Origin of the sequence: Streptomyces sp. CB01580, assembly GCF_001905795.1 — a bacterium.
In the GTDB taxonomy this organism is placed as follows: Bacteria; Actinomycetota; Actinomycetes; order Streptomycetales; family Streptomycetaceae; genus Streptomyces.
The window spans coordinates 247709-272817 of sequence record NZ_LIXJ01000005.1; the positions used below are offsets into that span (position 1 = coordinate 247709).

Genomic DNA, 25109 nt, shown 5'->3' on the forward strand with positions numbered 1-25109 from the left:
GTCGGCCCTGCCATCCGGTCCGTCCCCGGTCGGCGGGGCCGTCCCGGAGACCAGACATCCCGGAGGTCATGGATGACGTGCGGAAACTGCGGCGCGGCGGCGACTCAGGGGCCCGACGGGTCGTGGACCTGTTCCAACCAGTGCGGCTGGTCCTCGGTCGCCCCGGCCGTCGCGATAACCCCCGAGATCACCACCACCCGCTGCCGCGGCTGCGACGCCCAGGTGTACGGGCTCGACGGGAGATACGCCTGCGGCCTGTGCTCCTGGTCCAACCACTGGGACGAAGGCCACCGCCCGCTCCCCACCGCCGACCGGACGGCCGAGAAGGACGTCAACGTCCTGGAGTGAGCCGGCGCGAGCCGTGATCGCCTCCGGCGCGAGCCCGGAGGCGGCCCCGGTGCGAACGGCGGGACGCGCCCGGAGCGGGGACCCGGTGTGAGCACCGGGTCCCGCCCCGCCGAGGTCACGAGCCGGACAGCAGCGCCTCCAACGCCACCGCCGTGTCCGGGTGACGGCCGATCAGTGCCGCACCCGACGGGCCGGGTTCGGTGGTCACCCATGCCCCGTCGCAGCCCAGCAGGTTCGCCACCGCGTCGCAGGTCGCGGGGTGGGCGGCGAGCAGCGCGGCGCCCCGGGCCTGGGCCGTGCCCCGTACCGGACGTACGGCTTCCGGCTCCGGGCGGGCCCGCCACGGCGGGACCCACTCGTCCAGGGCCCCGAGCCGGCCGGGGAAGATCCGTCCGGCCTCGCGGATCAGCAGCGGGGCCAGCTCCGTACCGCTCGTCCGCAATGTGCTGATCAGGCTCGGCAGCCAGGGCAGCAGCACCGGGTCCGGCAGCCGCCCGAACGCGTTCGACACCGCCTCCACGACGAAGTCGGTGAGGCCCGGGACGGGCTCCAGGGCGTGCACGAAGCCACTGAGGTAGCGCGGATAGGCGGGCACCACCAGGGGGTTGGCGAGCAGCTCGTCGCAGCGTGCCCGCAGCTCGGCGCGGGAGAGGAGCCCGAGGTGGTTCCGGGCCGCCCACAGCAGCGCCGTCTTCGACGGGTCCTCCGGGTGCGACTGGGCGACCGCCAGCTCCAGCTGGGCCCGGTCGCATCCCAGGGACAGGGCCAGGCTCTCCATGCTGAACAGGAAGCCCAGCATCGCCGCCACCTGACGGACGGTGGCGTCGTCGTCGGTGAACGCCGTGGGCAGCAGGGTGCAGTAGTGCGCGTAGCCCGCCTTGACGAAGGACTCGATCCACGGCGGCAGCACCGGCTCACTGGTGCGGTAGTAGGCCAGCAGCCCGCGCACGCGGCGCAGCACCTCCGGTGCGTCGTCGACGCTGCGTTCGGCGGAGAGCACCTCCAGGGCATGGGTGCCCAGCTCGTCGGCGAGGCGGCGGCTGCGCAGGTACAGGGTCGCGTCCTCGACGGTCGCGAGGACGGTCGCCGCGGTGGCCTGCGGGTCGTACGCCGTGCGGCGCAGGCGCTGTTCCAGGACCTGTTCGAGGCTGACGCCCTCGTAGCCGAGCTCGATGAGGGCCCGCTGGTGGGTGCCGAGCGCCAGGTCCCACGACTCCTGGATCGGACGTTCGCCGAGCCGGCGCTCACCCATGATCGGGCGTGCGGCACCCCGCGGCATCAGGCGGCGCAGCATCCACAGCACATCGGAGCACCGCTCCAGTTCGGGCTGTGCGGCGATGTTCAGCAACGCCCGCTGTACGCCGCGTTGCTGAAGTTTCAGGTTCAGCGGCGCGAGCCGGTCGTGCACGTCGCGTGCCAGGGGCGGCAGCGCGTCGTAGCCGACCTGTCCGACACGGTCGCCGCCCATCATGATCTCGACGAGGCGGCGCACGTCGCGCCGGCCCGGCACGGTGTCCTTCTCGATGCAGGTGACCGCCGCGTCCTGGAAGTCGTACGGCGTGGGCCTGGCCCGGTCGCGCATCCCGGCCAGCAGGATCGACGTCTCGAACACCGCGATGGCGTCGGCGGTGGAGGCGAGATAGCCGTTGCGGCGGGCGGCGCGCACGATCTCCACGGACCAGCCGAGCAGTTCGGCCTCGTCCAGGCGGTCCAGGACGGGTGGTCGCCGGAGGAATCCGGTCAGCTTGTCGGAGGCCGGATCCGCGGCCGTCGGTGCGGGGACCGCCGGGGCCGCGGTCTTCTTGGGCTTCGCCTTCTTCGTACCGTTCTGGCCTGCCAGGCGGTACGGCTTGACGCCGGTGCGCTTGAGGTTCTTCGCCCAGACCGTCGCCGCGATCGACACCGAGCCCGCGGCGAGGCCGAACTGCGCCTCGATCGCCGCGTGGCTGGACGGGATCAGTCCGTACTGCCACGTGGTGGCGGTGCGCGGGCCGATCTCGAAGGTGTCGATGCCGTGGACGCCGAACTCCTCGACGCGGCTGACCGCGTGGAAGGCGCCGCAGACGTAGAGGCAGTCGGCGGGATCGGTGCCGGTCGCGGCCAGGTGCTCGCGCATCCTGGTCCACATATGGCGTTCGCGGTCCTCGTCCACGCGCACCCGGTCGGAATCGCCGGGTGCCAGGCGCCGGAAGAGGCTGCCGATCAGGAGCATGACCTGGCGGTAGGTGTCGTGGTCGCTGGCGCGGTCGCCGAGCGGCAGTTCGACGTACTGGTGCCACCACTCCGACCAGTGCCGCACCTTGCCGTGACGCAGCAGGTGTTCCTCCAGTTCGGCGAAGCGCGGGCGCAGGTCGCCCAGTTCCACGCCGACGGCGTCGCCGTGGAGCGCGGCCTCCTCCTCGGTGGGCGGTGGTGCGTCCGCGTCGGCGGGCTGCTCGGTCCGCGCACCGCGCGGGTCCCACTGGAAGACGTGGTCCGAGGAGCGGTCGACGAGGACGAGCTCGACGCCGGGGGTGTCCAGGGCGTAGGCGATCGCCTGGTACTCGGCCGACGCCTCGGTGATCGGCGCGACGACCGACAGCGGGGACCACTCGGCGGGGAAGCCGTCGATCTCGGTCGCGAACGCCTGGACCGCGACCGGGAGGCGGCAGTTGCGCAGCTCGGTCAACAGCGGTGCCATGTCCTCGCACAGCTCCAGGTAGACCACCTTGGGCTGCTTCTCGCGCAGGCGGCGGGCCATCGCGGTCGCCGAGGCGGGCGAGTGGTGGCAGACGGGGAAGACCTCCAGCGGCTCGCGCACCGCGCGGTCGACGTCGTCGACGATGCCGAGGAGGATTCCTTCGAGGGCGTCGGGTCCGTCGGCGAACGTCGCGGCAGCTTCCTGGAGCTGCGTGCGCAGTGTCGCGAAGGTCCCCTCGTGGGCGGCGCTCATGACAGGGTGGCGATCGCGTCGCGGCCGCCCTCCAGGAACTCCGGCCAGGATCCGCCTTCCTCCTTGCTGCGGGGCTCGACGACGCCGTGCAGGTACTTGTTGAGGATGGCGAGGTCCTCGGGCTCGCGCCGGGCCAGCGACCCGACGAGCGAGGAGGCCAGGGCGCGAGCGGTCAGGGAGCGCTCGCCGAAGAAGTTGCCGTGCAGGATCGCGTCCTCCAGCACACCGATCTGTTCGGCGGTGGACAGGGCGGACTCCAGCTTCTCGTCGTCGCTGCCGGCCGCCGCCGACGAGGCGCGCAGGTCCGCGAAGCTCTGCAGCAGCACGTCCAGCAGCGTCGGCGGGACGTCCAGCTCTATCTGGTGACGGCGCAGCAGTTCCTCGGTGCGGAAGCGGACGATCTCCGCCTCGCTCTTCTTGTTCGTCACCACGGGGATGCGTACGAAGTTGAAGCGGCGCTTGAGCGCCGAGGACAGGTCGTTGACGCCCCGGTCGCGGCTGTTGGCGGTGGCGATGATCGAGAAGCCGGGCTTGGCGAAGACGATGCTGTCGCTGTCCAGTTCGGGGACCGAGATGTACTTCTCGGAGAGGATCGAGATCAGCGCGTCCTGGACGTCGCTGGTGGAACGGGTGAGCTCCTCGAAGCGGCCGATCGCGCCGGTCTCCATCGCGGTCATGATCGGTGAGGGGATCATCGACTCCCGGGACTGGCCCTTGGCGATGACCATGGACACGTTCCAGGAGTACTTGATGTGGTCCTCGGTGGTTCCGGCGGTGCCCTGCACGACCAGGGTGGAGTTGCGGCTGATCGCGGCGGACAGCAGCTCGGCCAGCCAGCTCTTGCCGGTGCCGGGGTCGCCGATGAGGAGCAGGCCGCGGTCGGAGGCCAGGGTGACGATGGAGCGTTCGACGAAGCTGCGGTCACCGAACCACTTCTGGGAGATCTCGCGGTCCAGGCCGTCGGCGCGCTCGGAACCCAGGATGAACAGGCGGACCATCCTCGGGGACAACCGCCAGGAGAACGGCTTGGGGTTGTCGTCGATGGACTCCAGCCAGTCCAGCTCCTCGGCGTACTTGATCTCGGCGGGGGCGCGCAGCAGGTCGGACATGTCAGGGCCTTTCTCAATGAAGTTCGGCAGGCTTGGCAACTTGGCGACTTGGCGACTTGGCAAGTTGCCGGGTTCTGCGGATCCGGCGCAGTCGGTGGATCCGGCGCGTTCGACGGTTCCGGGAGTCGGCCGAATCGGTCGACTCGTTTGATTCGGCGGAGTCGGCGGAGTCGGTCGATTCGGTGGATCTATGTGAGGAACGTCTTGAGCTCGTGGACGAGTTTGCGGATGTGACCGGAGATCACCGGGGTGCCGAGATCCTTGAAACGCTCCCGGAACCAGGGGTTGACGCTGGCGCGGCCGGAGCTGGTCACCGAGCCCACCGGGATGAACTTGGCGCCCGAGCGGTGAATGGCGGTCATGCTCTCGAACAGCGGCTCGCTCCGCCATTCGTAGAAGTCCGAGATCCACACCACGACCGTGTTGCGGGGCTCGGCGATCTTCGGCTGGGCCAGTGCCATGGCGACCGTGCCGTCCGTGCCGCCGCCGAGGTTGGTGCGCAGCAGGGTCTCGAACGGGTCGTGCACCCAGGGGGTGAGGTCGAGGGCCTGTGTGTCGTACGCGATCAGGTGGACGTCCACCTTCGGCAGCCCGGCGAAGATGGACGCCAGGATGGTGCAGTTGACCATGGAGTCGACCATGGAGCCGGACTGGTCCACGACGACGATCAGCCGCTGGGGCGTCGTCTTGCGGACGGTGTGCCGGTAGTAGAGACGGTCGACGTAGAGCCGTTCCTCCTCGGGGCTCCAGTTGGTGAGGTTCTTCCATATCGTGCGGTCGAGGTCGAGGTTGCGGAAGACGCGCTTGGGCGGGACGGAGCGGTCGAGGGCTCCGACCGTCGCCTTCTCCACCTGGGTGCGCAGCACCTCGGCGACCTCGTCGACGAAGCGGCGGATCAGGGCCTTGGCGTTGGCCAGGGCCACGCCGGAGAGGTTGTTCTTGTCCCGCAGCAGTTGCTCGATCAGCGACATGCTCGGGGTGAGCTGGGCGGCGAGCGCGGGGTCGGCGAGCACCTCGCGCAGGTGCATCCGTTTGACGAGGTCCGCCTCGAGCGCGCCCAGCTCCGGGCCGATGGCCGGGATGAGCCGGCTGAGGTCGGGGGTCGTGCCCCGGGTGCCGGTGCCGGTGGGGCTGACGCCGGCTCCCGCGGCGCCTCCGCCGGTACGGCCGCCGCCGCGTCCACCGCGCAGTTCACCGGGCCGGCAGCCGAGCGCGCGCTCCAGCCAGCCCGCGTCGGACTGCCAGCGCGCCAACTGTCCGGCGGTGACCGTGCCGGAACCGGTGGCGAAGACGTTGAGCAGCACCTTCGACACCAGTGCCGCGCGCCGCACTTCGGCGGCCCGGTCGCGTCCGTCCTCGTCCTCGACCGTCGCGTCGTCCGCGTCGTCCGGTGCGGGGGCCATCAGGCCGTCGAACTCGTCGGCCAGACCTGGGTGGCGCTGCACCACCGAGTCGACGGATGCCTGCGGGTCCAGCAGCGCGGACGGCAGACCGATGTCCTCGACGACGGCGAGGCTCGCCGATTCCAGCGTGGGCTGCTCCTCGTGGTCGAAGAGGCGGGCGAGGAGCCGCCAGTACAGGACTTGGCGACGGTTGTCGTACGGGTTCGCCACAGGATCCCCGTCGGGGTCCGTCGCAGATGTCCCGCCGGGGTCCGCCGCAGAGCTGTCCGCGTATCGCCCCGCGGCGCTGTCGCCGCCTTGCGTCGCGGGTCCGCCGCCCGGTCGCGCCGCAAGGGGCGTCTCGGTGTCCACCGCGGGGGTCTCGTCGCCCTCCGCCCCGGTGATGTCGTCGGGTTCTCGTGTCCCGGGAGTCCGTCCGGTCATTTCCGCAACAGCCTTCCGGCTCGCTCCCGCAGCACCGACGTGGCGTCGGTGGCGGCCTTCTCGGCCTTGGCGCCCGCCTTGTCGGCCGTGCCCCCGGCCCATCCCCCGGCGTGGAGCGCGACGGTCTTCTTCCGCACGGTCGTCTCGACGGCCAGGGGCTGCACGCTGAACGATCCGTCGTCCCAGCGCAGCAGTCCGACGCACGCGCCGGACGCCGCCACGGCCTCCGGGGTGAGCGGTCCGGCGGCCGGGATGCGGTCTGTGTCGACGGCGAGGGGGCGCCCCGCGACGGTGAACGTCAGGGACCCGTCGTCGTCCTTCCCGGCGGTGTAGCCCTCCAGGAAGACGGGCACGGCGATGCGCACCGGGTGCCGGTCCAGCGGCGCGGTCACCGGGTCGGCGGCAGCGGGCAGGGCGACGCGGGCGGTGGCGAAGACGTCGGCGGGCTCGCCCGGGCGGGCGTGCTCGTCGCTCCAGATCAGGTCGCCCTCGGCGGTGACGGGCATGTCGGTGAGGTCCATCGAGCGGCCCTCGCCCGCAGCAGCCAGGAGCGAGAGGTGCGGGCGCAGCAGCTGCCACACACCGGCACCGACGACGGTGTCGGGCTTGGGTACGGCGACGGCGGCGCGCACGAGGCGGGGTGCGGTGCCGTCGGCGGGCTCGAACACCGCGTGGACCTGGGCCTGCGCGGCGGTCGAGTGCTCCTGGAGGTCGACGCCGAGGGGCAGGAGGCGGCCCGTGGCCGTACCGCTCACGGGTGCCTCGGCCACTCCGGGCAGCGTCAGCAGCAGGGCACGGGACCACAGGTCGGCCCAGCGGCGTTCCGGGATGTGTTCCAGGGTGGCACCCGGACAGGACGCGGCGAGTTCGGCGGCGAAGCCGTCGAGGAGCGTCGCCGGACGGCGCAGGGCCGGATCCGGGAGCATGGCGGAGACGACCTGGGCCGCCCCGGAGACCACCTCGTGGTCGATGCCCTGCCATCCGGTACGCGCCAGGTCGGACAGCCAGGAACGGGCGGCGGCGAGCAGGTTCGCCGCGTGCTGTCCGTCGGCCGGGGCGACGGTCTCCTCGGTGTGGGTACGGCCGGTCGCCTCCTCGACACGGGTCATCAGTGCGTCGTGGACGGAGCCCAGGAGTGCGGTCCGGGCGGCGGCGAGGGCGATGAAGTGGTCCTCCCCGGCGGCACCGGCCGCCGCCTTCTCCGCCGCCTCGGCGGTCCGGGCGGCGAGCGGTGTCCCCGCGACGGCATTAACCAGCTCCGCCAGGCCGGTGGCCTGGGCGGGCTGCGGACGGAGCAGCCCGGTGACGAGGACGCGGTCGAAGGCGTCGACGGCCGCAAGGGCCTCGTCGAGCCCGGTGATGGTCTCGGCGAGCAGGTCGGCACGCATCACGCCACCGCCCTGGTCGGCGGGAACCACTGCATCTCCGGCAACGGCGCGGTGGTGGGGGCGAGTTCCAGGTACGCCAGGTGACGCAGGAACCGGCTGAAGACGGATGCGGCGGCCGCGGGGTCCCCCTGCGGCGGACGCGTCGCGGTCATGCCTGCGGTGATGCTCTGCGCGCTCGGCTCCCCATCCGCCGTCTCGGCCTTCAGGTAGCGGGCGACGCGCTCGGCGCCGTACTGGAGCACCGCCTCGGTGATCAGGGACCCGATGTGTTTGCAGAACGAGCCGCGCGCACCGCCGCAGGGGCGGTTGTTGTTGGTGCTGCAGGTGAACGCGAACGTGCCGACGGCGACCGACGAGACATAGACCCGTGCGATGTCCGAGCCGCTGGACACCACGCCCTGCAAGCGTCCGTCGGCCAGCTCGACGAACGGAACCTTGGCGAGCTTGCGCGGCCGGGCGGGCGGTATGACCCGTGCCGTGCTCGACCTCTCCCGAACTGACAACGCACCATCTCCTATGCACCGAGGGGTTTTCCGCGCCACGTCGGCGGGACACTGCTGAACATAGTTGCGACCACTGACAACGCCCGATCGCGCGCATGCGCCAGCGCCCCGCACGGCCTGCCGGACGGCACCGGGCGAGCTCGGGAAGAGAAGAGGAAGAAGGGAATCACGGCCCGCGCAGAAGTCGTCGTGCACGGGCCGACGGCGAACGGGCCGGAGCTGCCGGCCTTTGCCCGCAGGGACTTCCCGGACGCGCGGGTCCGGGGTCCGCGCACGGCGGGCGCCACTGGACGCGGACGAGCCGCGCCCGATCACAGGTCCGTGAAGCGGGCGCTCCCCGCCGTGCTCGTGGCCGGTGACGGGGCAGCCGGTGCCGGTGCCTTCCGCGACGCGCGCGGCCGGACCCCCCGCGCGGTCGCGGGCCGGGAACGGTTCATGGAACCAAGTACCCTCCCGGCCCGGCCGCCGACGGAGGTCCCGGAACCACCGGTGGTCCGGGACCGTTCCGCACGGTGGTGTCACACGGCCGGCAGGGCGGTCAGCTTCTTCGCGTGCAGGGCCGCCAGCCGCTTGCCCCGGGCCGTCAGGTACCACTTCTGGATGTCGCCGCTGCCGTCGTTGTACGTCCAGCGCAGTTTTCCGCTCGCGGCGTCGAAGGCGTGGATGCCGCCGTCCTCGTCGAACTCGGTCGCCCCGTAGAGAGTGCCGCCGACCTTGGCGAACTGCCAGGGGTAGGCGACGTCCAGGAGGTCGGTGTTGTGCCAGATCCTCTTCCCCGTCGCGGGGTCGGCCGCCCACAGGCCGTGGGTGCTGTCGGAGGCATAGAGAACGCCGTCCAGGACCGCCGGGTCGTTGAACCGGCTGAACTCCTCGGAGGCGAGCGACCAGCGTTCCTTGCCGTCGGCCAGCCCGAAGGCGCGCAGCCGGCGCCCGTCGGCGACGATGACCAGGTCGTCGTGGACGGCGAACTTGCGGTTGTTGGACCGGCCGATCTTCTTCGTCCAGAGCTGCCGTCCGGTCCTGGTGTCGCGGACGGTCAGGTTCTCACGGAAGTCGGTGTAGACGAGTCGGCCGCCGATGGCCGCGGCGGTGATGCCGGTCTCCTCCGTTCCGTGGTCGCGCTGCTCGCGCCAGGCGACCTTGCCGGACGAGGTGTCGATCGCGGCGACCACGTTGTCCGGCGTCCTGAAGTCCTTGTCCAGGATGCCCCCGGTGACGTAGATGTGGTCGTCGTCCACGGCGATCGGCCGGGGCTGCGCGTACTGGCTGCCCAGGCGGCTGCGCCAGGTCTCCTTGCCCGTGGCGGGATCCAGGCCGACGACGTTCCCGTCGTACTCGGCGCTGGCGAGGTAGAGCGTGCCGGAACCCAGGAGCAGGGCGGCTCCGGGGGTGGTGACGCCCTTGCGGGACCACACCTCCTTGCCGGTGGCCAGATCACGTGCCACCAGGGGGTCACCGGACACGATGACCAGGTCGCCCACCACGGCGAGCGCATCATCTCCGGCCAGGCTGTCGTTGGCCGCCGGGGCCTGCCAGAGGGCCCGGGGGCCGGTGCCCGCCGGAGGGGTGGTGAAGGTGTCCTTGTTGCCGCCCCCTCCGGGTTCCCGCGTGGCACCACCGCCGCCGGATTCGTCCTCCGGTCCGCATCCCCACGCACCCGCCCCGAGCAGCGCCAGTCCCAGGCCCTTGCCCGCGAGGCTCATCACACGGCGGCGTGACACGTCGTCTCGGCTCATGGTCTCGTTCCCCGTCTCCTGCGAAGTCCGTGTCCGGTGTGCCTGATGTGGCGCCCGGAGCCGGATCAGAGTAGCCATCGAGTTTCGGCCATTTGAGCGGACGGGACGCGACCGGGACAGCCCTGTGACTCGTTCGTCACGGCGAAACGAACGAGAACGAAGGAGCGAGCACCGGGGGCGCCGCCGGCCTGCGCGGGCCCGGATGTACGGCGCTCGGACGCCGGGCCCGGCCCCGGACGTACGGTGCCGGACGCACGGCATCCAGCTGGCGTGCGACCGGACGCCCGGCACTCCGGACGAGGGGACCGACCCTCACTCGTCCCGGTAACCGAGCAGGTCACCCGGCTGGCAGCGCAGCTCGCGGCAGAGCGCGGTGAGCGTGCTGAAGCGGATCGCCTTGGCGCGGTCGTTCTTCAGTACGGAGAGATTGACGACCGACACCCCGACCCGGGCCGCCAGCTGGGTCAGCGTCATCCCGCGCTCGGCCAGCAGCCGGTCCAGGTGGACCTCGATGCCGTGCTCCGGCGCCGGGCCCGTCACACCAGCCCCTCCGTGTCGGCGCGCAGCCGGGCGCCCCGCCGGAAGACCTCGGCGACGGCGGCGATCAGGAGCGCGAGCAGCAGGTACGGGAAGGAGTAGGTGACGGAGAACGGAACCAGGTCCTCGGACCCGGTGCCCCGCAGGAGCAGGCCGGTCGTGACGGCGTCGAGCAGCGGCGCGAGGACGCTCATGAGGAACACCGTGACCGCGATGGCGTGGAGCCTGCGGACGTTCCGCGTGGTGAACTCCTCGCCGCCGCGCAGGCTCCGGGCCATCCGGAGCAGCAGGCCGAGTATCACGATCAGCAGCACACTGCTGACGATCTCGGGCAGCGCGAGCAGCAGCCGCTGCCCGAAGGCGGGGTGGGCGAAGACGAGTTCGGCCTGATCGGTGCCGATGACGGACGGCCCGTCACCGCCCGGCGTCACGTGCGGGGCCGGTGCCCGCCCTTCGAGCCGCACGTCCCGGTTCGTGATCGGGTCGAGGACACCGACCACCCCGAGGAGCGGTAGGAGCACACCGAACAGGCCGACCAGGCCCAGCGCCAGCGCGCAGCCCAGCTCCAGCGCCCGCTGGTCGCCCCGGCTCCACCACGACTTCGTGCCCACGAACAGCACCTCCATATCGTTTATCGTTATTATCGAATAACGATAAACCAGTGGTGGCACCTCGGACACGGGCACCCCGGACACACGGGCGACCCCGGACGTACGGACGTACGGACACGATGGCGGCCCACCCCGACACGACCCGCCCGGCGCGGCCCGCCGGACCACGGGCCTCGGCCTGCGGGCCGCCGCCCCGGCCGCCGCCCCGGCCGTCGCGGCGGCCGTCGCGGCGGCCCGCGAAAAACCAGGAGCCATCGCGACGCCGCCGCTGTTAAGCTCGTGGCGACGTTGTTCGTGTATCGAGGAGACCAGACATGGCAGGGGACGACGACATCTCGGGGTGAGATCCCGCTCCGACAGGCCACCGGCCGATGCCCAGAGGCATCGCGTCACCGTCGTGGCCCGTTCCGTCGTTCCCTCTGTCCGTGTCCCGGGCACCACTCTCTGCGTGCCGGTATTCCCTTTGAGGTCTTCCCATGTCAGACGCCTCCGTCATCTGCTCCCACCTGTCCTTCGCCTGGGCCGACGGCACCCCCGTCTTCCAGGACCTGTCCTTCGCCCTGGACGGCGGCCGGACGGGCCTGGTCGCGCCCAACGGCTCCGGCAAGAGCACCCTTCTCAAGCTCATCGCCGGTGAGTTGCGGCCGGGCACCGGGTCCGTCTCCACGGTCGGCACGCTCGGTTACCTTCCGCAGACCCTCCCCCTGACCGGGGACCTCACGGTGGCCGAGGTCCTGGGCGTCGCCGCGGTGATCCGGGCCCTGGACGCCGTGGAGTCCGGGGACGTGAGCGAGGAACACTTCGCGACCATCGGTGACGACTGGGACATCGAGGAACGCACCCGCGCCCAGCTGGACCGGCTCGGCCTCGACGGTCTCGCCCTCGACCGGAGCCTGAGCACGCTCAGCGGCGGCCAGATCGTCTCGCTCGGCCTGGCGGCCCAGCTCCTGAAGCAGCCCGACGTACTGCTGCTCGACGAACCGACCAACAACCTCGACCTCGACGCCCGGCACAAGCTCTACGACGTGCTGGGCGACTGGTCCGGCTGTCTCCTGCTGGTCAGCCACGACCGGGCACTGCTCGACCGCATGGAACGCATCGCGGAACTGGAGAGCGGTGAACTGCGCTTCTACGGAGGCAACTTCACCGAGTACGAAGCCGCCGTGCAGGCCGAGCAGGAGGTCGCCGAGAAGAACGTCCGCAACGCGGAACAGGAGCTGAAGCGCGAGAAGCGGGAGATGCAGCAGGCCCGCGAACGCGCCGAGCGCCGCGCCAGCAACGCCGCCCGCAACCTCAAGAACGCGGGCCTGCCGCGCATCGTCGCCGGGGGACTGAAGCGGAGCGCCCAGGAGTCCGCGGGCCGGTCGGGTCAGATGCACGCCTCCCGGGTCGGCGAGGCCAAGGCCCGGCTGGACGAGGCGGGGCGCTCCCTGCGCGACGAGCAGCGGATCGCTCTGGATCTGCCGGACACCGACGTGCCCGCCGGACGCACCCTCTTCCTGGGCGAGCGGATGCGGGTCCAGCACGGCGAACGTCCCCTGTTCGCCGGTGCGGGCGTCGACCTGACCATCCGCGGCCCCGAACGCATCGCACTGACCGGTCCCAACGGCGCCGGCAAGACCACACTGCTGCGTCTGGTCAACGGTGATCTGGAGCCGGCCGAAGGAATGACCGACGGCGCGGGCGAAGGAGCGGGCAAGGGAACGGTCGGAGATCCGGGCGACGGACGGACCGGCGGACGGAGCGACGAGCTGGTCGGCGGACAGATCAAGCGGGCCGACGGCCGGGTCGCGTACCTCTCGCAGCGGCTGGACCTGCTGGACCTCGACCGCAGCGTCGCCGAGAACTTCGCCGCGTTCGCCCCGCACCGGTCGGAGGCGGAGCGGATGAACCTGCTCGCGCGCTTCCTCTTCCGGGGTTCCCGCGCCCATCTGCCCGTGGGCGTGCTGTCCGGTGGCGAGCGGCTGCGGGCCACCCTGGCCTGTGTCCTGTGCGCCGAACCGGCCCCGCAACTGCTGCTCCTGGACGAGCCGACGAACAACCTCGACCTGGTCAGCGCGGGCCAGCTGGAGAGCGCGCTGTGCTCCTACCGGGGAGCGTTCATGGTGGTCAGCCACGACGAACGCTTCCTCGCACGGATCGGGGTGAACCGTTGGCTGCGGCTGGCCGACGGTGAGCTGAAGGAGACGGGGGCGCCCGAGGTGTGAACCGCTGACGTGTCGGCCGGGCCCGCGTCCGAGGGGTGTCCCCCGGCGGGCCGAACACCAACCACGTCAGGTGGATCATCATGTCTCAACCCGCCCTGCTCGCACACGACATCGTCCGTACGCTCGGGGACAGGCGTGTCCTCGACGGGGTGTCGCTCACCGCCTCCCCCGGCCGTCGCCTCGGCCTGATCGGGGAGAACGGCGCCGGAAAGTCGACGCTTCTGCGCCTGCTCGCCGGGGTCGACGAGCCCGACGCCGGGAGCATCACGCGCCCGGCCGACCTGGGCTTCCTGCACCAGGAGATGCCGTTCGACGCCGCGTCGACGGTCGCCGACGTGCTGGACGACGCCCTGCGCGAGGCCCGCGCCGACCTGGCCGAGCTCGACCGCCTCGCCGATCTGCTCGCGCACGTCCCGGAGGACTCCCCCGGCCACGACGAACTGCTCGACGCATACGGCCGACGGCTGGAACAGGCCCGGGAACGCGAGTCCTGGGACGCCGACCGGCGTGCCGCGATCACGCTCGACGGGCTCGGCCTCGCCGCACTCGACCACGACCGGACCCTCGGCACCCTCTCGGGCGGACAGCGCAGTCGCCTGGCGCTGGCCGCTCTGCTGGTCCGCCGCCCCTCCGCACTGCTGCTCGACGAGCCGACCAACCATCTCGACGACGGCGCCGCCGCGTTCCTGGAGGCGCGGGTGCGCGAACTGCCCGGGGCCGTGATGGTGGCCAGCCACGACCGGGCCTTCCTCGACGCCGTGTGCACGGATCTGATCGACCTCGACCCGGCGGTGGACGGCCCCGTGCGGTACGGCGGCAACTACAGCGCGTTCCAGGCGGAGAAGCACGCCGAGCGGCAACGCTGGGAACGGCGGTACGCGGAGGAACAGGAGGAACTGGCGGCATTGCGCCGGTCGACGCGAGTGACCGCCCGCCTCGTCGCCCCGAACCGGGAGCGGCGGGACAACGAGAAGATGATGTACGGCCTTCGGGGCGATCGGGTGCAGGGCCAGATCTCTCGGCGGGTGCGCAACGCCGCCCGCAGACTGGAGGAGTTGGAGCGCGGGCAGGTCGGTGAGCCGCCGCGACCGCTGCGGTTCCATGTCACCGCGCTCGCCCAGGGGCCGACGGACGACGACACCCCCGGCGATCTCGTGAGCCTGCGCGACGTACACCTGCCGGGTCGACTGGAGGTCGCCCGGCTGGACGTGTCGGCGACCGAACGCCTCCTCGTCACCGGCGGCAACGGGACGGGGAAGTCGACGCTCCTGTCCGTACTCGCCGGACGGCTCGCGGCCGGGGGCGCGGGCGGGGTGCGGCGGCGACCAGGGCTGTCCGTGGGGCTGCTGTCCCAGGACACCGTGTTCGCGCGGCCCGACCGCACCGTGCGCGACACCTACGCGCTCTCGCTCGGCGCCGAACGGGCGGAGGAGGTCCCGCTGGTCTCATTGGGGCTGATGCACGAGCCGGACCTGGAGAAACCGGTCGGGCAACTGTCGGTCGGCCAACGGCGGCGGCTCGCGCTGGCACTGCTGGTGGCGAGTCCTCCGGAACTGCTGCTGCTCGACGAGCCCACGAACCACCTGTCCCCGCGCCTGTGCGACGAGTTGGAGGACGCCCTGGGCACCGGGCCCGGGGCGATCGTCCTGGCCAGTCACGACCGCTGGCTGCGAAGGCGCTGGCAGGGCCGCGAGTTCCGGCTGCGCCCGGCTCGGTGACCGCGCCCCGCGCGGTGAGTGCCCGGCACGCGGTGAGTGCCCGGCACGGTGAACGCGAGGCAGGGTGAGAGCGCGGCGCGGTGAACGCGGGGCACGGTGAACGCGGGGCACGGATCAATCGGCCTTTCCGGAAACGGGGGTCGTCACACCGAGGCGTTCCCAGAGGAGGGCCAGATGCGCGTGCAGGACGTCCTGGGCCTCCTCCGGGCTCAGGTGTCCGATGAGCACATGGCTGGTCAGGCCGTCCGTGAGCGCGAGCAGTGACCGGGCCTCGCGCCACGGATCGAGCGCCACGGGGACTCCGCCGGCAGGATCGTCCCCGGCAGTCCCCTTCCCCGTGACCGAACTGTCCCCGGTGCCGGGGCCGTTCCCGGTGCTCGGGCCGGCGCTCTCGGCGGCCTCCGCGATGAGACGGGAGAAGACATCCTGGAGATCCGCGTAACTGGTCCTGAGCTTGTCGGCGAGCGGCTCGCTGACGGCGGCCTGGGCGACGAACGCGAGCCAGACCCGTGCCTCGGCGCGGTGTTCCTCGCGCAACAGGGCGACCTCGCCGGCCGTGTGGCCCAGGGCGGTGGCGGCCGACTGGGCCGGACCACGGACCAGGCGGGCCCGTACGCGCTCGGTCAGACGCTCGCCGACGTGTTCGACGGCGAACAGGAGCATCTCCTCCTTGGTGCGGAAGCAGCGCTGAACAGCCCCCAGTGAGACCTGCGCGCGAGCCGCGACATCGCGCATGGACACCCCTTCCGGCCCGTGTTCATCGGCGAGACGACAGACGGCGTCGGCGATCCGACGGCGTCTGCTCTCGTAATCCACCTGCTTGGGCATGGCCGGTCGCTCCTCGCTCTTGATCGATGCGTTCTCTTTTTTCGATACGATCGTATCGCTTCTGGGCTATGGTTCCGGCACGAGTGCTTCGACCCGCGAAGGACGCGAAGGATATGAGGGAAAGGACAGGGATCGTGCGGGACGCCCTATGGAAGTTGTCGGCCACGGCGCAGGCGGAAGCCGTCCGGGCCGGAAACGTATCGGCCGTCGAACTGGTCGACAGCCATCTGGAACGCATCGCCGACGTCAACCCGCGGATCAACGCGGTCACGCAGCTGATGGCCGAACGCGCCCGTGAAGCGGCGGCGGAGACCGATCGGAAGCGGGCCGCGGGCGAGGATCCCGGCCCCCTGGCGGGCGTGCCGTTCACGGTGAAGGAGTGCCTCGCCGTCGAGGGCGTGCCCACCACCTTCGGGACGGCGCGGTTCCGCGATCTGGTGGCGGCGACCGACGCGCCCCCGGTGGCCCGGCTCCGGGCTGCCGGGGCCGTGCCGATCGGGCACAGCAACATGCCGACCATGATCCTCGCCGGGATGCACACCCGCAGCGAACTGTTCGGCGACACCGTCAACCCGTGGGACCCGAGCCGGACGCCCGGCGGCACCAGCGGTGGCGACGGGGCGGCCGTCGCCACCGGCATGGCCGCGGTCGGGCTCGGCAACGACTCCGGCGGTTCGATACGGATCCCCGCCTCGTTCTGCGGTGTCGCGGGGCTGAAGCCCACCGCCGGGCGGTTCCCCGCCGACCATCGTGTCCTCGGCCCGGACGACCCCGGACCGGCCTCGCAGATGCTGGTGACCGACGGCCCGCTGGCCCGCCGGGTCGCCGACCTGCGGCTGGCGTACGAAGCGCTGGCCGGAACCGATCCACGCGACCCGCGCGCCGTACCCGTACCCGTCCGGGGCGAACCGCTGCCGGGCCCGGTGAAGGTCGCGGTCGTCGCCGACCCCGGTGGTCGCGGCGTCCACCCCACGGTGCACGCGGCCGTCATGGCCGCGGCCGACGCGTTGCGGGACGCCGGGTACGACGTGCGGGAGGTGGCGGACGTTCCGAGGCTGGACGAGGCACTTGAGGCGTACGGCCGGATCACCGTGACCGAGTTCGCCCCCACCTGGCCCGTGGTACGCACGTTGCTCGGGGCGGGCGGAGACCGGTACATCGCGATGGCGATGGAGCGGACCCCGCCCGCGACCGCCGCGGAGTTCATGAAACTGATGGGCACCTGGCTGGGCATCCGCCGGTCGTGGGCGGAGTTCCTCGACACGTACCCGTTGCTGCTCGGGCCGGTGTTCACCGAGCCGCCCGTCGAACCGGGGCTCGAGTCACGCGACGCGGCGGGACACGAACGGGTCGGCACGGGTATGCGCCTGTGCACGGTGACCAGCTTCGTGGGCGTGCCCGCGGTGGCCGTACCGACCGGGGTGGCCGACGGCCTGCCGTCCGGCGTCCAGATCGTCGGGCGCGCGTTCCGGGAGGACCTGTGCCTGGCCGCCGCCCAGGAGATCGAGGACCGGCTCGGAGTGCTCACGCCGCTCGACGTGCCGCTTCGGAGTGCTCACACCGATTGACGTGCTGATACGGCCGGTGAGTAGTGCCGGTCGACGACTCGTACCGGTCAGCGACTCGTACCGGTCGGCGAACCCCGCAGGTGGGTGAGCCGGTCGGTGAGCCCTGCCGATCGGCGAATCGCGCCACGAGCCGATCGGCGGGCCCTACCGGTCGTACCGGCGGAGCGTGTGACGGTAACGGAGTTCGGTGAGCGTGACGTCGTCGTACACGTCATCCTGGGTCCCGCCGTCGGCCCGGTAGCCGGATCGTTCGTAGAAGCGGCGGGCCCGTCGGTTGTCCTCCAGGACCCACAGGACCACGGTCGGGAATCCCGGGCCCTGCTCACCCAGGCTCATACGCGCATGGGTCTCGGCGAGCAGCGCCCGGCCGGCTCCGTGGCCGATCAGGTCGGGTCGGACGTAGAGGGCATGGATCTCACCGACCGCCTCCTCCCACCCGCTCGTCTCCTCCCGCCCCGCGGCGGACGGCCGCCCCCGGTACGGACCGAAGCAGATCCACCCCACGGGTACGTCGGCGGCGTCGACGGCAACGAGGTCCGTCGACCGCCGCCGCGGATGGGCGAACCATTTCCGCCGCTGTTCGGCGTCGTCCTCCACCGTCATCGTGTCCAGAGAGGCGCGGGGAACGATGCCCGCGTACGCGTGCTGCCAGCCCCGTACCCGTATCGCGGAGACGGCGTCGATGTCGGCTTCGTTCATCTCTCGCACCTGGAACATCGCGCCACCGTATGCGAAGATCCCCCGCGCCGATAACCGCTTTCGCGCACGACGTTCTCGACCCGACCGGAACGAACTCCGCACCAACCGGGCCGACGTGCCCGCTCGCAGGAGGGCGGGTATGTCACGTGCGTCCTCCCCGCCCTCACTACTGCGGGCATGCCAACCGTCCTCACTCTTTCGGCGATTCGACCGACCGCTCGAAGCCGCACACACGCGCGGCGCGCGTCGAATCGGGCACGCCAGAACGCCGTCAGGCTCGTACCGGACAGCGGCGTCCACGACAACCGCGTGTCAACTTGACCCGGCCCTGAAGGACCGGGCTTGGAGGTAGTGCCCGGCTGGCTGCTGGGGTGGACTCCTCCGTCCAGACACCTCTATGGGGTGGCAGGGACGCGTGACTCACGCCCCGCATTCCACACGCTCTCGCCACGGGTGGCGATGCGGGCCGCCCTTCTGGCTGGTGAACTGGACATGGCCCTGCTCGGGCAGACCTGGAACGAGTCCTCCCCCGGACTCTCCCTCCAGACCGTGATCGACGAGCCGCTGGCCGCCGCCGTCGCCCCGGATGACCCGCTCCTCACCCGCGCCGTGCGGACCGTTCACGCCGACCACGGCGACCACATCGACCGCGGCCCTCACGTCGACCGCAGCCCTCACGTCGCCCACGCCGATGATGTCGATGGCCCCCTTCACGCCCATGACGCCGTTCACGCGGATGTCCCTCTGGCCGAGCTGCGCGATCGGCCGCTAATCTGCCTGCCGTCCGGTACCGGCGTGCGCTCGGTGCTCGAACGCGCCTGTGCGCAGCAGGGGTTCCGGCCCCGGGTGGCCTTCGAGGCGGCATCTCCGTACGTTCTGGCGCAGCTCGCCGCCCGGGGTCTCGGTGTCGCCGTGCTGCCGGCCGACGAGGAATCGGTCCCCGACGGTCCCTTGCGCACGCTGCGGATCGTCCGGCCCCGGCTGCGCGGCCGGGTCGCTCTCGCCTGGCAGTCCACCGGACCCGCGAGTCCTGCGGCGCGGGCGCTCCTCGACCGCCTGCGCGACGCGTTGCCGACGCCACCCGGGCGACAGCCGTGACGTCTGAACAGGGTGCCCGGCGTACGCGCCGCGGTACGCCGGGCGCCCCGGCGCGTTTCCCGGGCACCAACGCCCCTCCCGCCGTACAGGGCGCGGTCATCGACCAGGCAGGACGTGGTCAGCGGCCATGCAGCCAGATACGCAGCGGACCGATTGGCTCGAAGCCATGACGGACGGCTGTCGCCAGATCGTCGCCCTGCTCGTAGCCGACCACCGGCAGGGCGGGGAACAGCTCCGTGACCGCATCCAGCACGACCGGCCAGGCCGTGTCGGGGCCGCCGTCCAGCGCGAAGACGTTGGAGATTCCGACCGCTCGGTCACTGCGGCTCGCCACCGCCCCGGCGACCACGCGGCCATCGGTGGAACGCCCGGCGAGCACGAAGGAGGCCCGGTCGTCGAGAAGTTCGGGCCAGAAGAGGCCCGCGTCGCCGCCCCCGACGTCCCAGGCGAGCGCCCAGGTACGCAGCGTGTCCGGGTCGCCCGCCACGTCCCAGGAGAGCCCCGCCGCGGGGGCCGGCGCACTTGCCGGGCGGTGGATCCACTGCGCCTCGAACAGCACCTGGAAGCCGAACTCCGCCAGGTCGAGGTCGGCGAAACTGTCCTTGACGCAGGCACCGGGTGCGCCGGTGTCGATCCGGGCCGCCAACGCGGCCGGGTCGGCGCCCGGCACCAGCGTCACCGCATCGGGGTAGTAGGGCGGCGTGCGGGACGGGGCAGCCCAGGCCTGTGCTCCGAACTCGCCCACCACGCCGTGCGACCGGCTCATCGCCGCGCACCAGTCGGCGTTGTTGCGGGCGGCGGTCCGGACCAGAAGCTGTTTGGAAGTCGTCACAAGTACGGATCATGACCATTCCGGTCTGGCGTGTCGACCCCGGTCCGGCCCGTCGACCCCGTGCGCGTGCCGGGACGCGCCGCCATCGGGCCTGCTCATCGGGCCTGCCCGGGGCGACCGCCCCTGGCTGTTACACAGCTGAGTGAATGCCCTGATGTGCCTGACACGGTGTCGAGACCCGCCGGAAGGGCTTCCGGCCCAGGATCGGGGCCGGAAGGGACGGCCGGGTGCCGGTCCCGTACGAGCCCGCCGGGGCTGTGCCCGGTGGCATACGAAAGTAGGTGTCCTCTTGCGCAAGTCGATGAGCCGACAGGCGGTCACCGCCCTCGCGGGTGCCGGTGCGTTCGGAATCGTGTGTACCGCCGCGCCGCCCGCCTCGGCGATCGTAGGCGGAGATCCGGTCGCGGACGGCAAACGGCCCTTCGTCGTGCAGATCGAACAACAGGATGACGACGGGGCATGGTCGCACTTCTGCGGTGGAGCTCTCATCGACAGCCGGGTCGTCGCCACGGCGGCGCACTGCACGAAGTTCGTCGTGCAGGGCAAGGTCAAGATCCGGCTCGTCATGGGGCGGGCCGATTCGAGTACGCCCGGCGGAACGGTGGTGACCGGTGATCACTTCTCCGTCTACAGCCACCCCGAATTCTCGACACTGACCAACACGGACCTGGGCCTCATCGTGCTCGACAATGCCGCCGACCAGGCGAGCGCGGCCCTTGCCCCGTTGCGAACGAAGCTGCAGCCGGGTCGCCTCGTGCGCGCCGCCGGCTGGGGGCGTACCGACCTCTCCGATCCGGACAAACCATCGCGCCTGCGCGAAGCGAGGCTTCCCGTCACCGAGTTCGACACCGAAGGAGGCACCTGGGACAAGCAGTTCATCTGCGCGGGCACGGCGGCAACGCGGGTCGCACCTGGCGACAGCGGCGGGCCGCTGTTCGATCCGAGCACATCCGGCTCCGACAAGGCTGTCGTGTACGGACTGGTGACCGGGGAAACGAACACCTGCCAGGGGCTCTTCACCAACCTGGCCGACCCGACGATCTGGAAGCCCTTCCGGAAACCGCTCGCTTCCCATGGGCTCTTGCACGTCGTCCCGACCAACGCCGGCCACCCCGCCGAAGCAGCCTGAAACCGCACCCCATCCAGTCGACAACGCGGCGAGCAATGCGGAAGCGTCCCTGCTCGACCGAAGACCTCAGGGGCGACCCCGGAGAGGTCGTCACCACCGTCGGTGCACAGTTGCCTTGGCGCCGGTCACCAGGCTTGCCGGCGGAACGTCATCGGCCACGACCGCACCGGCGGCGACCACCGCATCACGGCCTATGCTGACACCGGGCAGGATCGTGGCACCGGCGCCGATCCACACGTTCTCCGCCACGTCGATGGGCGCGCCGGTGAGGTACAGCCGCCGCTCCTCGGGATCGACCGGGTGGCCGCTGGTGATGAACGTGACCTTCGGGCCGATCATCACGCGCTCGCCGATCCGGATACCGGCGTAGTCCAGGAACGTGCAGTTCTGGTTGATGAACACGCGCTCGGCGAGATCGAGGTGCAGACCGTGGTCCGTGTAGAAGGGCGGATAGATCGTGACTCTCGGCGGCAGCGGCTTGCCGAGGATCTGTTCGAAAAGCTCCGCCTTGCCTGCTTCGTCCTCGAAGGGCAGGACGTTCAGGCGGGAGGTGAGCTCGGTGACGCGCAGAACCCTCTCGGCCATGGCCTGGAACTCGGCGCTGTGAATGCGCATGAGACGGTCGCTGGACATGCCATGCCCCTTTGCTGGTGTACTGGTGACTGGATAGGACTCACGAGGCGCTGGTGGAGACTGCCTTCGGCAGCCGGTCGAGGTCGAGTCACCCTTGCCGGGGTTGGGCCCCGTGAGCATTCGCGATGCAGCTGTCGACGCGCTGTGGCGTCGTTGCCCAGGACGGGAGCCAGACCGCCCCGGGGAGCCTTGGCAGGGTTCCGAGGTGGGTGATGATCCGACGGAGTTCTGGGTGCGGATTCGTTCTGGGGAGGATGAGCGAGAGCGGGTATGCGAGGGTCGGGTTCACGACAGGGATGCGGCGCAGGTCGTGGTTCGTCGGCCAGATGTACCGGTCGCGTGCCCCGACGAGAGTGGCCACGTCCGACGAGTCCGTGAGGGTGTCCAGGAGTACTTCGTCTCCGAAGTGCGGGCCTGCCGCGTCGATGCGCAGGTCGAAGTCGGTGGCGAGCTGATCGTAGAACTCTGCCCATTCGCTTCGGGGGGCGATGCCTGGCACCCAGATCCGGTGCTTGCGCAGCTGCGCTGGTGTCAGTCTTCGCGCGGAGGCGAGCGGATGTCTCGGGCCGACGAGGAGTTCCAGCGGGGAGTCGAACGCGTGGATCATCCGCACGTCGGGCGGCAGTACGGCCGGGTCGGTGACGGTACGGAACGAGGCGTCGATATCGCCCGTTTCGACGGCGGCGACCGCCACGCGTGGGTCGTCGACCCTGAGGGTCACCACGTCGAGCTCGGTTTCGGGATGCGACCGCCAATAGTCGTGCAGCACAACGGCCTGCGCGCTTCGCAGGCCGAGAACGTCGATCCGCAGGGCCCGGGAGCCCGGCCTGACCGCGGTGACGGCACGGTCGACACCCGCGACGATGCTCCGCGCATGGGGGAGAAACGCCTGACCATCGAGTGTCAGATCAACCCCTCGGGCGGTACGTGCGAACAGACGGACTTCCAGCTCGCGCTCCAACGCGGCGATCCGTTTGGAAACCGCCTGCTGTGTCACGCCCAGCTCATCGGCCGCATGCTGGAACTGCCCGAGCTCGGCCGCCCGGACGAACGATCGCAATGCCTCGGTGTCCACTGGTTCACCTTAGGCGCGCCCAACCAATCGTTGTGACTCGCCAAGGATCGGTTGTTGGATGACGCTCCGGCGCGGCTGTTGTGTTCCGAGCGTCCAAACCGTCGGTTGTCGCGAGAAGCCTTGTGCGCTGCCGCACCCGCCGTGTCGCGCGTGTTGCCACGGAAATGGGCTCTCGCGCCACCGCGTCGAAATGTGTGAACCGCTACCGCCGCTACGGCGAGCCCCCTGCCCGTGCCCAGCGGTGCCGCACTCCGAGACACCTGCTGGCGCCGGGGCGGCCGTAAACACCTGCTTCTCCGATGAGGATGCCCACGAGGGCACGCTGCACCGCAACGCCGCGCGCGGCGCAGGGTCGCGGCGTCCGGGGCCGGCTGGTAGGCGTCATGGAAACGGTCGGCGGCACCGTCCGACAGCAGATTCCAAGCGGCGGCGAGGGAGGGCAGCCAGGCGTGCTCCTTGCGCAGCAGCGCGTCCGCGGACTCCGTCGCCCAGGGCAACCGGACGGCGAGGTCGTCGCCGAGCCGGCACAGCCGGTTGTCCCAGCCATGCGCGCCGAGCCTCACGGAGTGATCCCTCGGACCCCGCGCCCAACTCGGCGCGAGCGTCAGCAACATCCTGGCCTCGTACATCTAGTGCCGCTCCCGGCAACGTTTGCCCCGTCGCACCGCCCAGCACGCACGCTCGCAGCGTTGGCCGAAAGCCCACGTAGCCCTTCCCCAAGCTCTCGACTTCGTTCGAGCAGGGGAGACCCCATCCGAGGGCTTTTGGCCGCCTTGCGATCGCACGCACCGGACGCCGCTCCTTCCGGGCAAACCTTGCCGGTCACGGCACTAGGGCTTGTGGTCCGGCACTGGCTCGGGCAGTCCTGCGTACCAGCCCTGGACGGCCAGCCAGAATCCGGCCAGCACTATGGCAACGAGCGCGACGCGGCCTACGTACCCGGCAACGGACGGCCCGATTATCCATCGCCGGGGCAGCAACCACGCTGACAGAGCGGCTACGACTCCGACGAGAACGGTCAGCGGAAGCTCCGCGTACAGCACGCTCCAGTCCGGCCCTGCTTCGAATCCGGCGCGCGCCCGGAGTTCGGCATCTGCCGCCCATCCCAGCAGCCCGACAAATCCACCGGTCAAGGCCACCCCGGTACCACTCAGCGCTTCCACTCGTTCCCTCATGATCACTGTGACGCCGGCTACTTCGTGGGGGTTCCCGAAGAACCGCATGATTCCGTAGCGGACGGCGCGTTTGTTGTACCTGGTGGCGACGCGCGGTGGCGCTCGAGGCGGTTGATCCCGCACCCGACCGCGGTCCCAGGTGATCAGGCCCTTGGCGTCGGCCGGTGCCGGTCCAGAGGAGCCACAGGTCGTGTGTGGCTGGTGGTTGGACTGCCCAGAGGCGTGCGGCGTGCTGGGTGTGTTGTGCGTCGTGTTCGCCGAGTTCGCACAGGGCGTGGCCGTCCATGCCGGTGTCGGGTGGGTTGTCGGGTCCGCCGGGCATGGTGGTGAGGGCGACGAGAGCTTGTATTTCGTGAATGTTGGTGAGGGCGGTGCATTGCAGCATGTCGGTTCTCCTCCGTGGTGGTGCTGGAGGGCGGGGCGGTACGGGCTCTGCTGGGCGGTCATGGGAGTGGGGTGACGGTGACGTTGTGCAGTTCGCGGTGGAGGCGGGAGGCGAGCATGCCGGGGAGGCGGGGTTCGCCGTAGGGGGCGAGGACGTCGTTGTCGGAGGTGTGCCATCCGGTGTCGGTGAGTTGGTAGAGGGTGCCGGAGACCCCGTGGAGGCGGGGTTTGCGTACGCGTAGTACGGCGTGCTCGGTCCGGCGCAGGAAGGGGCATTGGTGGAGGGAGATGTGGGCGTGTTCGGTGCACAGGGGTGGCATGGAGGTGATGGAGCGTTCGGGCCAGGTCGGGGGTGAGTCGGGGCGGCGCCAGTCGAGGAACAGCCAGCCCTGTTCGTTCCGGTCGGCGGGGGTGCCGCAGATCTGGCAGAGCATGTTTTCCATGCAGGTGCGCTGGCGGTGGACGTGCATGCGGTTGTACTGCACGCGTCCGGTGGTGGATTGGTCCATGCGTACCCACAGGTTGCCGTGGTGGTCTCGGTCCCCCGGTCGTGGGTGGCGGTAGGCGAGCCGGGGCCCGCTCCGGGCGAACTCGATGGTCAACTCGGCTTCGCGTACGGGCTGTTCGGTGGTGCGCGAGGCGACGTACGGCGTCAGGAGGGGCATGAGGGCGCTTCCCTTTTCGGCAGGCGGGGCGAGGGCGATGGGGAGGGAGGAGGTGGCACGGGCTGTGCCGGTGACGTGAGGGGGTACGCGGCCATCAGCGCACGAAGC

General features: G+C 71.0%; 21 protein-coding genes and 1 pseudogene. 6 read left to right on the top strand and 16 right to left on the bottom strand.

The genetic code is table 11. From position 1 onward, the window contains the following. Nucleotides 1-72: 72 nt before the first annotated feature. Nucleotides 73-348: a hypothetical protein gene (locus AMK22_RS11345; protein ID WP_073783960.1), complete on the top strand. Its 276-nt coding sequence runs from the start codon at nt 73-75 to the stop codon at nt 346-348. Nucleotides 349-463: 115 nt separating this feature from the next. Here AMK22_RS11345 and AMK22_RS11350 read toward each other — a convergent pair whose 3' ends face one another. From AMK22_RS11350 to AMK22_RS11385, 8 genes are all read right to left on the bottom strand, one after another. After that, a complete protein-coding gene (locus AMK22_RS11350) occupies nt 464-3280 on the bottom strand; it encodes a DUF5682 family protein (protein ID WP_073783962.1) in 2817 nt (938 codons plus the stop codon). Next, nucleotides 3277-4389, bottom strand: a complete 1113-nt coding sequence (locus AMK22_RS11355) for an ATP-binding protein (RefSeq protein WP_073783964.1) — start codon at nt 4387-4389, stop codon at nt 3277-3279. The genes AMK22_RS11350 and AMK22_RS11355 overlap by 4 nt, the downstream gene beginning before the upstream one ends. A 188-nt stretch (nt 4390-4577) precedes the next feature. Then, nucleotides 4578-6215, bottom strand: a complete 1638-nt coding sequence (locus tag AMK22_RS11360; RefSeq protein ID WP_242433921.1) for a vWA domain-containing protein — start codon at nt 6213-6215, stop codon at nt 4578-4580. Further along, a complete protein-coding gene (locus tag AMK22_RS11365; RefSeq protein ID WP_199883190.1) occupies nt 6212-7603 on the bottom strand; it encodes a hypothetical protein in 1392 nt (463 codons plus the stop codon). Before AMK22_RS11365 ends, AMK22_RS11360 begins: the two co-directional genes overlap by 4 nt. Continuing rightward, nucleotides 7603-8106 carry a hypothetical protein gene (locus AMK22_RS11370; RefSeq protein ID WP_073783970.1) on the bottom strand — a complete coding sequence of 168 codons (504 nt, stop codon included), beginning with the start codon at nt 8104-8106 and terminating at the stop codon, nt 7603-7605. Before AMK22_RS11370 ends, AMK22_RS11365 begins: the two co-directional genes overlap by 1 nt. Nucleotides 8107-8624: 518 nt before the next feature. Further along, nucleotides 8625-9842, bottom strand: coding sequence for an outer membrane protein assembly factor BamB family protein (locus tag AMK22_RS11375; RefSeq protein WP_073783972.1), 1218 nt, complete (start codon nt 9840-9842; stop codon nt 8625-8627). A gap of 312 nt (nt 9843-10154) precedes the next feature. Beyond that, on the bottom strand, nt 10155-10382 hold the full coding sequence (locus AMK22_RS11380; protein ID WP_073783974.1) for a helix-turn-helix domain-containing protein: 228 nt from the start codon (nt 10380-10382) through the stop codon (nt 10155-10157). Beyond that, the gene (locus tag AMK22_RS11385; protein WP_073783976.1) at nt 10379-11005 is read right to left on the bottom strand and encodes a DUF2975 domain-containing protein; all 627 of its coding nucleotides are present in this window, start codon (nt 11003-11005) and stop codon (nt 10379-10381) included. Before AMK22_RS11385 ends, AMK22_RS11380 begins: the two co-directional genes overlap by 4 nt. Nucleotides 11006-11466: 461 nt before the next feature. On the opposite strand from AMK22_RS11385, the gene AMK22_RS11390 reads away from it, so the two are divergent. Then, nucleotides 11467-13197 (top strand): ABC-F family ATP-binding cassette domain-containing protein, encoded by a 1731-nt coding sequence (locus AMK22_RS11390; protein ID WP_073783978.1) that lies wholly within the window; start codon nt 11467-11469, stop codon nt 13195-13197. 80 nt (nt 13198-13277) lie between these two features. Further along, nucleotides 13278-14915: an ABC-F family ATP-binding cassette domain-containing protein gene (locus tag AMK22_RS11395; RefSeq protein ID WP_073784053.1), complete on the top strand. Its 1638-nt coding sequence runs from the start codon at nt 13278-13280 to the stop codon at nt 14913-14915. A gap of 114 nt (nt 14916-15029) precedes the next feature. Here the strand turns inward: AMK22_RS11395 and AMK22_RS11400 are convergent, their stop codons facing one another. Beyond that, nucleotides 15030-15743 carry a TetR/AcrR family transcriptional regulator gene (locus AMK22_RS11400; protein ID WP_199883186.1) on the bottom strand — a complete coding sequence of 238 codons (714 nt, stop codon included), beginning with the start codon at nt 15741-15743 and terminating at the stop codon, nt 15030-15032. Between the two features lie 113 nt (nt 15744-15856). Between AMK22_RS11400 and AMK22_RS11405 the strand changes: the two genes are divergently transcribed. After that, nucleotides 15857-17311 (top strand): amidase, encoded by a 1455-nt coding sequence (locus AMK22_RS11405; protein ID WP_073783980.1) that lies wholly within the window; start codon nt 15857-15859, stop codon nt 17309-17311. A 144-nt stretch (nt 17312-17455) separates the two neighbouring features. Here the strand turns inward: AMK22_RS11405 and AMK22_RS11410 are convergent, their stop codons facing one another. Then, nucleotides 17456-18028, bottom strand: coding sequence for a GNAT family N-acetyltransferase (locus tag AMK22_RS11410; protein ID WP_079186073.1), 573 nt, complete (start codon nt 18026-18028; stop codon nt 17456-17458). 441 nt (nt 18029-18469) lie between these two features. Here AMK22_RS11410 and AMK22_RS11415 point away from each other — a divergent pair, with 441 nt between their 5' ends. Further along, the gene (locus tag AMK22_RS11415) at nt 18470-19108 is read left to right on the top strand and encodes a LysR substrate-binding domain-containing protein (RefSeq protein ID WP_073784059.1); all 639 of its coding nucleotides are present in this window, start codon (nt 18470-18472) and stop codon (nt 19106-19108) included. A 118-nt stretch (nt 19109-19226) separates the two neighbouring features. On the opposite strand, the gene AMK22_RS11420 is transcribed toward AMK22_RS11415, so the two are convergent. Then, nucleotides 19227-19940, bottom strand: coding sequence for a hypothetical protein (locus tag AMK22_RS11420; RefSeq protein WP_073783982.1), 714 nt, complete (start codon nt 19938-19940; stop codon nt 19227-19229). A gap of 289 nt (nt 19941-20229) precedes the next feature. Here AMK22_RS11420 and AMK22_RS11425 point away from each other — a divergent pair, with 289 nt between their 5' ends. Then, nucleotides 20230-21069, top strand: coding sequence for a S1 family peptidase (locus AMK22_RS11425; RefSeq protein ID WP_073783984.1), 840 nt, complete (start codon nt 20230-20232; stop codon nt 21067-21069). A gap of 90 nt (nt 21070-21159) precedes the next feature. Here the strand turns inward: AMK22_RS11425 and AMK22_RS11430 are convergent, their stop codons facing one another. The 5 genes and pseudogenes from AMK22_RS11430 to AMK22_RS11450 all read right to left on the bottom strand — a co-directional run bounded on the left by AMK22_RS11430 (nt 21160) and on the right by AMK22_RS11450 (nt 25001). After that, nucleotides 21160-21702 carry a DapH/DapD/GlmU-related protein gene (locus AMK22_RS11430; protein ID WP_073783986.1) on the bottom strand — a complete coding sequence of 181 codons (543 nt, stop codon included), beginning with the start codon at nt 21700-21702 and terminating at the stop codon, nt 21160-21162. Between the two features lie 88 nt (nt 21703-21790). Further along, nucleotides 21791-22777 carry a LysR family transcriptional regulator gene (locus tag AMK22_RS11435; RefSeq protein WP_073783988.1) on the bottom strand — a complete coding sequence of 329 codons (987 nt, stop codon included), beginning with the start codon at nt 22775-22777 and terminating at the stop codon, nt 21791-21793. A 428-nt stretch (nt 22778-23205) separates the two neighbouring features. Beyond that, a pseudogene (locus AMK22_RS42280) lies at nt 23206-23334 on the bottom strand (aminoglycoside phosphotransferase); the annotation flags it as partial. A gap of 273 nt (nt 23335-23607) precedes the next feature. Continuing rightward, entirely contained in the window at nt 23608-23952 is a 345-nt protein-coding gene (locus tag AMK22_RS40005; RefSeq protein ID WP_199883187.1) for a hypothetical protein, read from the bottom strand. 443 nt (nt 23953-24395) lie between these two features. Beyond that, nucleotides 24396-25001, bottom strand: a complete 606-nt coding sequence (locus tag AMK22_RS11450; protein WP_073783992.1) for a hypothetical protein — start codon at nt 24999-25001, stop codon at nt 24396-24398. Nucleotides 25002-25109: the final 108 nt, after the last annotated feature.

Excerpts from the sequence above, each read along its gene's own strand:
- AMK22_RS40005 (WP_199883187.1), bottom strand. The coding sequence starts at position 23,952 with ATGAGGGAACGAGTGGAAGCGCTGAGTGGTACCGGGGTGGCCTTGACC.
- AMK22_RS11400 (WP_199883186.1), bottom strand. The coding sequence starts at position 15,743 with ATGCCCAAGCAGGTGGATTACGAGAGCAGACGCCGTCGGATCGCCGAC.
- AMK22_RS11405 (WP_073783980.1), top strand. The coding sequence starts at position 15,857 with ATGAGGGAAAGGACAGGGATCGTGCGGGACGCCCTATGGAAGTTGTCG.
- AMK22_RS11350 (WP_073783962.1), bottom strand. The coding sequence starts at position 3,280 with ATGAGCGCCGCCCACGAGGGGACCTTCGCGACACTGCGCACGCAGCTC.
- AMK22_RS11345 (WP_073783960.1), top strand. The coding sequence starts at position 73 with ATGACGTGCGGAAACTGCGGCGCGGCGGCGACTCAGGGGCCCGACGGG.
- AMK22_RS11375 (WP_073783972.1), bottom strand. The coding sequence starts at position 9,842 with ATGAGCCGAGACGACGTGTCACGCCGCCGTGTGATGAGCCTCGCGGGC.
- AMK22_RS11390 (WP_073783978.1), top strand. The coding sequence starts at position 11,467 with ATGTCAGACGCCTCCGTCATCTGCTCCCACCTGTCCTTCGCCTGGGCC.
- AMK22_RS11450 (WP_073783992.1), bottom strand. The coding sequence starts at position 25,001 with ATGCCCCTCCTGACGCCGTACGTCGCCTCGCGCACCACCGAACAGCCC.
- AMK22_RS11430 (WP_073783986.1), bottom strand. The coding sequence starts at position 21,702 with ATGTCCAGCGACCGTCTCATGCGCATTCACAGCGCCGAGTTCCAGGCC.
- AMK22_RS11410 (WP_079186073.1), bottom strand. The coding sequence starts at position 18,028 with ATGTTCCAGGTGCGAGAGATGAACGAAGCCGACATCGACGCCGTCTCC.
- AMK22_RS11395 (WP_073784053.1), top strand. The coding sequence starts at position 13,278 with ATGTCTCAACCCGCCCTGCTCGCACACGACATCGTCCGTACGCTCGGG.
- AMK22_RS11360 (WP_242433921.1), bottom strand. The coding sequence starts at position 6,215 with ATGACCGGACGGACTCCCGGGACACGAGAACCCGACGACATCACCGGG.
- AMK22_RS11415 (WP_073784059.1), top strand. The coding sequence starts at position 18,470 with ATGCGGGCCGCCCTTCTGGCTGGTGAACTGGACATGGCCCTGCTCGGG.
- AMK22_RS11355 (WP_073783964.1), bottom strand. The coding sequence starts at position 4,389 with ATGTCCGACCTGCTGCGCGCCCCCGCCGAGATCAAGTACGCCGAGGAG.
- AMK22_RS11385 (WP_073783976.1), bottom strand. The coding sequence starts at position 11,005 with ATGGAGGTGCTGTTCGTGGGCACGAAGTCGTGGTGGAGCCGGGGCGAC.
- AMK22_RS11365 (WP_199883190.1), bottom strand. The coding sequence starts at position 7,603 with ATGCGTGCCGACCTGCTCGCCGAGACCATCACCGGGCTCGACGAGGCC.